This window comes from Gammaproteobacteria bacterium (assembly GCA_033720895.1).
Classification (GTDB): domain Bacteria; phylum Pseudomonadota; class Gammaproteobacteria; order Natronospirales; family JAJUFS01; genus JAWWBS01.
The window spans coordinates 1-7,780 of the sequence record JAWWBS010000078.1 but is presented as its reverse complement, the minus strand read 5'-3'; the positions used below and the strand labels follow the sequence as shown (position 1 = coordinate 7,780).

The following is a 7,780-nucleotide window of genomic DNA, read 5'->3' as shown; positions in this document are numbered from 1 at the left end:
CTGGTAAGGCGGCGTGGCTCGCCGTTCGGAAGGTCGCGCAGCCAGAGCTTGCCCAGCGCCTCGAAAACCACCTGGCTGCCGTCCGGTGACACGCGTGCAAAGCGCAGCATGCGGGTATGGAAGCTTTCAGGTGCAGGGTCGAAGTCACGATGCAGGGCTTCTCGGAGTTCCATGTCTTTCTTCACGCGGAAGGGAATCTCGCTGACCTCGCCGGAGTCGATGGCAATGCGATGGATCTTGCCACCTGCCCAGAAGATCAGCTCGTCGCTGTCCGGCGTCCAGGTGAAGTTGCTGTAAACGCCATGGATGGCCCAGATTTCCTGCATGTCGCGTTCCAGCGAGTCGTAGAGGTCGATCTCTTCGCCGGTTTCGATGTTCTTCAGGAACAGGTGCGTGGCGTAATCCACGCGCCGCACGAAGGCGAGCCACTGGCCGTCCGGTGACGGTACCGGTTTGATGGCGCCGCCGACCCCGGAGACATAGGTGTCGATCTTGCCGGTCTCGCGATCCAGGCGCTTGATGGAGTAGATGCCAGACGTGGAATCCTTGTTGTACTCGAAGTAGGGACCCGGCGTGGTGTCCTGGTCGAAGTACAGGTAACGGCCATCCGGGGAGAAGGACGGATCATTGACATCCTGCTGATCGTTTGGCTTCTCGGTCAGTTGCAGGCCGGAGCCACCGGACACGTGGTACAGCCACATTTCGCCGGAGCCCAGCGAACGAGAGCCGGTAAAGTGCTTGCGGGCGACGATGTAATCGCCATCGGGCGCCCATTCCGGGTTGTTCAGCAAGCGGAAGGATTCGTTCGTGACCTGCTGCGGCTCGCTGCCGTCGGCATTCATGATCCAGATGTTGTTGCCACCGGCGCGATCCGAGGTGAAGGCAATTTGGCTGCCATCCGGGGAGAAGCGGGGTTGCATGTCCCAGGCCATGCCTTCGGTAATCTGCGTTGCAGTCCCGCCGGATGCCGGCATGGTGAAAATGTCACCCAGCAGGTCGAACACCAGCGTCTGGCCATCCGGGGAGATGTCGACATTCATCCAGGTGCCGGAGCTGACGTCGATGGCAGCGGTCTTGCCCGGTCCGGGCGGATTCATCACATCCCAACTGGCTTCTTCATCTTCAGGCGTGGCGAGCGCAGGTAAAGCGACGAGGCCGGTCAGTACGATAGTCGCGACAAGGCGAAACAGGCGGCGTGTATTGGACAACATCTGGTGATCTCCCAAGGTGTATCAAGCAGGCACGAAGCGGCCAGTATTGACGCAGTGGGCCCCGATTTCCACTCGCATTGCAGCATGCCTGCGCTGACCGATCTTGATAGACTGCTGCGATGCAACGCGAACAGGAAAGACAACTGGCCTTGCCGCTGACCGAGCCGGTAAACGGGGGCAGCGCCGGCCCCGCTTCTCCTGCCGAACCCGTTGTCGATCAGGACCCGACGCCCCGCACCCAGGTCCGCATCAGCCAGCGGGCCCGCTACCTGCAAATCAAGGTCACGCCCTGGAAAGGTGTGGAAGTGGTCGTGCCGAAACGGGCAACCCGGCGCGAGGTGCTGGCGTTCGTGGAAGAACATCGCAGCTGGATCGACAAGGCGTGGCGGCGCCTGCGCGACGAATACCCGGAAGCCGGGCAGTTGCGCATTCCCGAGGAGCTGGTGTTGCCGGCGATCGACCGGCGTTGGCGGATCGAACTGGATGCAGCCGTGCGTCGAGTCAGCGTTGGCGAGACAGCCATCAGGCTGCCTGCGACCCTGGATCTGCAGCAGCAGGCAAAAGCGCTGCAGTCGGTGGTTCGCCAGCAGGCCCGTGCCTGCTTCGAGGCGCGACTGGCTCCGCTGGTCGATGCCACAGGCCTGCAACCGGCACGTCTCTCGATACGCGGCCAGCGCTCCCGCTGGGGCAGCTGCTCCAGCAAGGGCACCCTGTCGCTGAATTACCGGCTCATGTTCCTGGCACCCGAACTCGTGGACTGCCTGCTGCTGCACGAGCTTTGCCATCTCAGGCACATGAACCATGGCAAGCGCTTCTGGTCCTTGATGACGAAGCACATGCCCGATGCGCGCGAACGGGATCGCCGGCTGGGCGATGCCTGGCGGGACGTGCCCGGTTGGGCGTTGCTGGACTGATACCAGGGGGCGTGATGATCAAGGCGAAGCAGGGTAGCCATCTGCTCATTGGCTGGATCGTGATGTTGCTGCTCGGCGGTGTTGCGAGCTGGGTGCTGCACGACAAGGGATTGCTGCTCGAGTTCCAGGAGCGTGGCTTCGACATGATTCGCAAGCGGGACACCATGCCCGCGCTTGTCGGTGGTTTTTTCGTCCTGTTCTATTTCTTCATGCTGGTGAAGCTTTTCCTGGACACCGTGTCGGTATTCCGATTCGGACTTGGCAGGTACCATCCGGATCCGATCGCCGGTTCGATCGGCGGGCAACTGGGTGGCACCATCCTGATGCGATACTCGCCAAGGGCCGGTGATGCTCCGCTGGTCACGGTGACCTGCTATCGCCGCTACGTCCGTCGGCGAAACAACAAGAGCGAGTCCGCGGTCGAGCGCGTCTGGTCCGACCAGGTACGTCCCGAAGCCACTGGTCACCTGGGTGGCATGAGCTTTCGCTTTACCTTCGACCTGCCGGACGATCTCATGCCGACAGGAAAGTCCGGCAAGGATCATTTCTACTGGGAGGTGGCTCTTCGAATCGACCGACCCGGCCGCGATGTGGTCCGGAGTTTCGATCTCAAGGTAACGAAGGATGACGTCCCGCGGATGGCAAGCTCACCGGTACGACAGGCGCTCGTGGCGGCAGCATCAAGCGCCAGCAGTTTCCCGGGCATCAGCATCGACTCGACACCAGCAAGCATCGAGGTCAGGACAAGGCGTGGACGAGCGCTGGGCATGAACCTTTTCCTGCTGGTGTTCGCGCTCTTGTGCCTGGGAGTCTTTTTCGGCCTGGGTATTGGCGTCGTTGCCGAGAACTGGCGGGACCTGTTCAGTGCCGAAGGCAGCGTGTTCAGGAAGGCCTTCGCCTTGATGTTCGTGCTGGTACCGGGGTTCATGGCCCTGGTGTTCGGGTTGATCGGATTGCTGCTTTCCTTTGTCGCCATTTCCGGCTTGTTGAACAAGCGAAGCTTCCGCTTCGACGGGCGCACTTTTGTCACGCGCAACCTGTCGCGCGAGAAAACAATTGCGCTCGATGAAGTGCAAGGGATCGAACTCTCGGAAAGTTCCAGCATGGGAGCCGATGCCTGGTATGACGTGAAGCTCGTGCTGCATGACGGACGGCGCCAGGACATCGTCGAGAACATTCCGGGCAAGGCGGCTGCGCGGGAAATTACCAGCCAGCTGGAAAGACTGTCCGGATTGCGGGTAGAGAGCCTGGGTCGTGGCGAACGCTTGAAAAGAAAAGCCCTGCGCTTTGGATTGCGCAGGGCCGGCAAACATCGCGACTCGGCTTGAGCCTACTTCATGCTGGGATATTCCATGCCTGGCAGGAAGAAGTCCGGCAGCAGGGGCTGGCCCGGCTCGACAGCGTACTTGTCGAAGTCGCTTACGCCTGCTTCCTTCAGGACCTCCTCGTCGATGAAGAAATTGCCTGTGCATTCGCTGGAATCGCGACAGAGAATGGCATGCGCGGCGTCGGCAACGATATCGGTCGTGCGGCAGTTCTTGGGTTCGACCATGCCGCCAAGCATGGCAATGGCCGCGGTCGCGATCACTGTCTTGGGCCACAGCGCATTGACTGCAAGGCCACGGTCGGCAAATTCGGCCGCCATGCCCAGCACGCACATGCTCATGCCGAACTTCGACATGGTGTAGGCGGTGTGGTTCTTGAACCAGCGCGCCTCCATGCTCAGGGGCGGCGAGAGGTTCAGGATGTGCGGGTTGTCGGCATCGAGCAGGTAGGGCAGCGCGGCCTGCGAGCTGGCAAACGTGCCACGCACGTTCACGCCAAACATCAGGTCGAATCGCTTCATGCGCGTTTCAAGCGTACCGGTCAGGTTGATGGCCGAGGCATTGTTGACCAGGATGTCGATGCCACCGAACTCCTGTGCCGCCTTTTTCATGGCCGCCGCAATCTCGGTTTCTTCACGGATGTCGACCTGCAGGGGAAGCGCCTTGCCTCCTGCGGCTTCGCATTCTTCCGCAGCGGTATAGATCGTCCCCGGCAACTTGGGATGCGGCTTGGTGGTTTTGGCCGCAATGACGATGTTGGCACCGTCGGCCGCGGCGCGCTTGGCGATTGCCAGTCCGATACCGCGGCTGCCGCCGGTGATGAACATGGTTTTGCCTTTCAGACTGTCCTGTCGACTACCCATCAGTTGTTACCTCAATGTAGGATTGCTTGCAGAGTATAGAATCTCATGTACAGGCTCAACGAAGGGGCGCCCGATTGCAGCAGCAAGGCGAGCAGAACCAGGCAAGAAGCGCCTATTTCCGGCGAAATTTCGACCAGCCGGCGTGGTACAAGCGCCTGGCGGTGCATCTGCTGATGTTCCTGCTGCGCATGCTGCCCGGTGCGGTCAAGCGCGCGCTGGCCGGCAGGATGGCAGCACGGCAGGTTCGCAAGCAGGGCCGACGCCAGCAGATCATCGACGTCAACCTGAGAACCTGTTTTCCCGGCATGTCCGAAGACAAGCGCGCGCTTCGCAAGCTGCACTTCGCTGAAAAGCTGTTCACTGCGGCCCTGGATGTCGCGCATTTCTGGAAAGGTCCGAGGCCGGCGCTCGACAGGCTGGTACGTATCGAAGGACGCGAGCATCTCGACTCGGCACTGGGAAAAGGCAGCGGGGCGATCCTGCTGGTGCCGCATACCACGAGCCTGGAAATCGGCGGTCTCTCGCTCGCAAGGCGCTATCCCATGCTTGGTCTGACAAGCGAACCGAAGCAGGACATCGAGCACTGGGCATTCAAACGGATTCGCGAGCAGTTCAGCGATGCGGTGCTGGATCGCACGGCATCCGTCCGCCGGGTAATCCGCGAGCTGCGCGGTGGCCGGGTGCTTTACTACCTGCCGGACGAGGATCATGGTCATCTCAAGCCTTCGGTCTACGTGCCGTTCTTCGGCAGACCGACGGCCACCCTCGAGGGTGCCGGCCGCCTGCTTGCGCTGGCCAAGGTGCCGGTGCTGCCGGCGTTGACCTGGTTCGATGTGGATCGCCACCAGTACGTTACCGAGATATTTCCCGCTGTTGCGTTCGGGGACGACGTCGACGAGAACTGCGCGCTTGTTCGCAATGAAATCGAGAAGCTGATCAGGCTGAAGCCCGATGACTATCTCTGGACCTTGCGCATGTTCAACAACCAGCCAGATGGCAGCGCCAACCCGGAATACCCGCCGCCGAAGATCGCGGTGACCGAGGAAAATCGCCGTCCTCCTCCAAGGCGCAGGCGTCCCAGATGAAAAGCCCCGCCGGGGCGGGGCTTTGATTCAGCCGCGAAGCGGCCCTTACTCTGGAATTTCCATGTCCAGCGCCTTCACGAGGAAGGTCCACTGGTCCGTGTACTTCTCGATGGACTTGCTGGTCGGCGTGCCGGCCGCATGGCCCGCCCGCGTTTCGACACGAATCAGCACGGGTTCGTTGCAGTCCTCTGCCTGGCCATGCTGCAGGGCTGCCGCAAACTTGAAGCTGTGCCACGGCACGACGCGATCGTCATGATCGGCGGTCGTGATCAGCGTGGCGGGGTAGCAGGTACCAGGCTCCACGTTGTGCACGGGCGAGTAGGCCAGCTGGGCACGGAATTCGTCTTCGTTTTCGCTGAGACCGTAGTCAGTGGACCAGGCTCGCGCGTTCTTGCTGGGCAGGTGGTAGCGCAACATGTCTAGCACGCCGACGGCAGGCAGGGCGGCTCCGAACAGATCCGGTCGCTGCAGCATCACGGCGCCGACCAGCAGGCCGCCATTCGAGCCGCCCATGATGGCCAGCTTGTCAGGGCGCGTGTAGTTCTGGTCGATCAGGAATTCCGACGCCGCAATGAAATCATCGAACACGTTTTGCTTGTCCAGCTTCGTGCCGGCCTTGTGCCACGCTTCGCCGTACTCGCCTCCACCGCGAAGATTTGCGAGCGCATAGACGCCACCCATCTCCATCCAGACGGAACGGGTGATGCTGAAGTACGGCGTTTCAGACACGTTGAAGCCGCCATAGCCATAGAGCAGGGTGGGATTGCTGCCGTCCAGCTTGATGCCTTTCTTGTGCACGATGAACATCGGCACCCGCGTGCCGTCCTTCGACGTGAAGAAGACCTGCTTCAATTCGAACTGCGACGCATCGATTTTCGTATCCGATTCGCGGAGTACCGAGGATTCACCACTGACCAGGTCGTAACGGTAGCTGGTGGGAGCGCGATCGAAGGACTGGTACTTGTAGAAGGTTTCGGTGGCATCCTCGGTACCGCCGAAGCCACTGACTGTTCCCATGCCGGGGAACTCGACGTCACGGACGTGGTTGCCTTCGCGATCATAGAGGCTGACCAGCGAGTAGGCATCACGCAGGTAGCTGGCGATGAAGTAGCCACCGACGAACTTCGCGGATTCCAGGGTTTCCTCGGCTTCGGGAACGACAACGGCCCAGTTCTCCGGATCCGGTTCGCGGACATCGACCGCGATGACGCGAGCCAATGGCGCGTCGTTGGTGGTCTGGAAATAGAACACCGGGCCATCATTGCCCAGGAAGTAATAGTTTGCGTCCCACTCCATCAGCAGGGGTTCTGCTGCATGGCCTTCGCGCTTCAAGTCAATGACCGAAACACCATTGGTGAACGCGCCGTCGTAATAGGTGATGACCAGGTAGTCGCCATCTTCGGTAACGGTGCCATAGGAATCCCAGGTCTCGCCCTCGGGAGAGCTGTGCACCAGCACGTCCTCCGACTGGCTCGTTCCGCGCAGGTGGAAGTAGACCGATACCTTCTGGCCATCGTCGTATTCACCGGCCGCGTTCTTCGGGTATCGGCTGTAGAAAAAGCCGGACCCGTCCGGCAGCCAGGAAGCACTGGTGAACTTGGTGCCCTTGATGACGTCGGGCAGATCCTCGCCGGTTTCGACATCGCGCACGTACCAGGTGTCCCAGTCCGTGCCACCATCGGATGTCGACCAGGCAAGCCAGAGGCCGGTCGGATCCGGCACCCAGGCTGACAGCGAGATCGTGGCGTCATCGCGGAGCTGATTCGGGTCGATCAGCACGTGCTGTTTCTCGTCCGGATCAAGACCGTGCGTCACGTAAAGCACGGATTGGTCCTGGAGGCCGTCGTTGCGGGTATAGAAGTAATGACCACCCCGCTCGACGGGCAGGCTGAAGCGCTCGTAGTTCCAGGCTTCGGTCAGTCGCTGGTTGACTGCATCCCAGCCTGCGATATCGCGCAGGTAGGGCATTGTCACGTTGTTCTGGGCAGCCACCCAGTCGGCCGTTTCCTGGCTGTCCAGGTCTTCGAGCCAGCGATAGGGATCGGCCACCTTGGTGCCGAAATAGTCATCGACCACGTCGCCACGCCGGCTAACGGGGTACTCGATGCTGCTGGTCGTTTCGCTCATGGTCTCGTCATCACCCGAGGAGCCGGTATCGCAGGCGACGAGCATTGCGCTTGTGGCGCCAAGCGCGAGCAGGGGCAGGAGGTGTTTCTTGGACATGCTTCGCTCCGAAGTCAGTCAGACAGGAAAGGTCATCGCAAAAATCTATCGTGTTCTTGCAAGAAGCGAAAGTTGCAGTGCGGCACTGCGTCACGTTTTCGGGGAGAGGTTGCCGAGCAGGTAGCCAAGCACGGCGAGCGTGCCGCTGAAGACAGGCAG

Annotated in this window: 6 protein-coding genes; 3 read left to right on the top strand and 3 right to left on the bottom strand. The window is 61.1% G+C overall.

What is annotated here, in order from left to right; genetic code table 11:
* Positions 1-1,211: amidohydrolase (locus R3217_09750; GenBank protein ID MDX1455728.1), on the bottom strand; the 1,211-nt coding region annotated here is incomplete at its 3' end.
* A gap of 119 nt (positions 1,212-1,330) precedes the next feature.
* Here R3217_09750 and R3217_09745 point away from each other — a divergent pair.
* Both R3217_09745 and R3217_09740 read left to right on the top strand, forming a co-directional pair.
* Positions 1,331-2,125, top strand: a complete 795-nt coding sequence (locus R3217_09745) for a SprT family zinc-dependent metalloprotease (GenBank protein ID MDX1455727.1) — start codon at positions 1,331-1,333, stop codon at positions 2,123-2,125.
* Positions 2,126-2,139: 14 nt separating this feature from the next.
* Positions 2,140-3,453 carry a hypothetical protein gene (locus R3217_09740; protein MDX1455726.1) on the top strand — a complete coding sequence of 438 codons (1,314 nt, stop codon included), beginning with the start codon at positions 2,140-2,142 and terminating at the stop codon, positions 3,451-3,453.
* 2 nt (positions 3,454-3,455) lie between these two features.
* Here R3217_09740 and R3217_09735 read toward each other — a convergent pair whose 3' ends face one another.
* On the bottom strand, positions 3,456-4,313 hold the full coding sequence (locus R3217_09735) for an NAD(P)-dependent oxidoreductase (GenBank protein ID MDX1455725.1): 858 nt from the start codon (positions 4,311-4,313) through the stop codon (positions 3,456-3,458).
* A 74-nt stretch (positions 4,314-4,387) separates the two neighbouring features.
* Between R3217_09735 and R3217_09730 the strand changes: the two genes are divergently transcribed.
* On the top strand, positions 4,388-5,398 hold the full coding sequence (locus tag R3217_09730; GenBank protein MDX1455724.1) for a hypothetical protein: 1,011 nt from the start codon (positions 4,388-4,390) through the stop codon (positions 5,396-5,398).
* A 45-nt stretch (positions 5,399-5,443) separates the two neighbouring features.
* On the opposite strand, the gene R3217_09725 is transcribed toward R3217_09730, so the two are convergent.
* Complete coding sequence (locus tag R3217_09725) at positions 5,444-7,621, bottom strand: prolyl oligopeptidase family serine peptidase (GenBank protein MDX1455723.1); 2,178 nt, start codon at positions 7,619-7,621, stop codon at positions 5,444-5,446.
* Positions 7,622-7,780 lie beyond the last annotated feature (159 nt).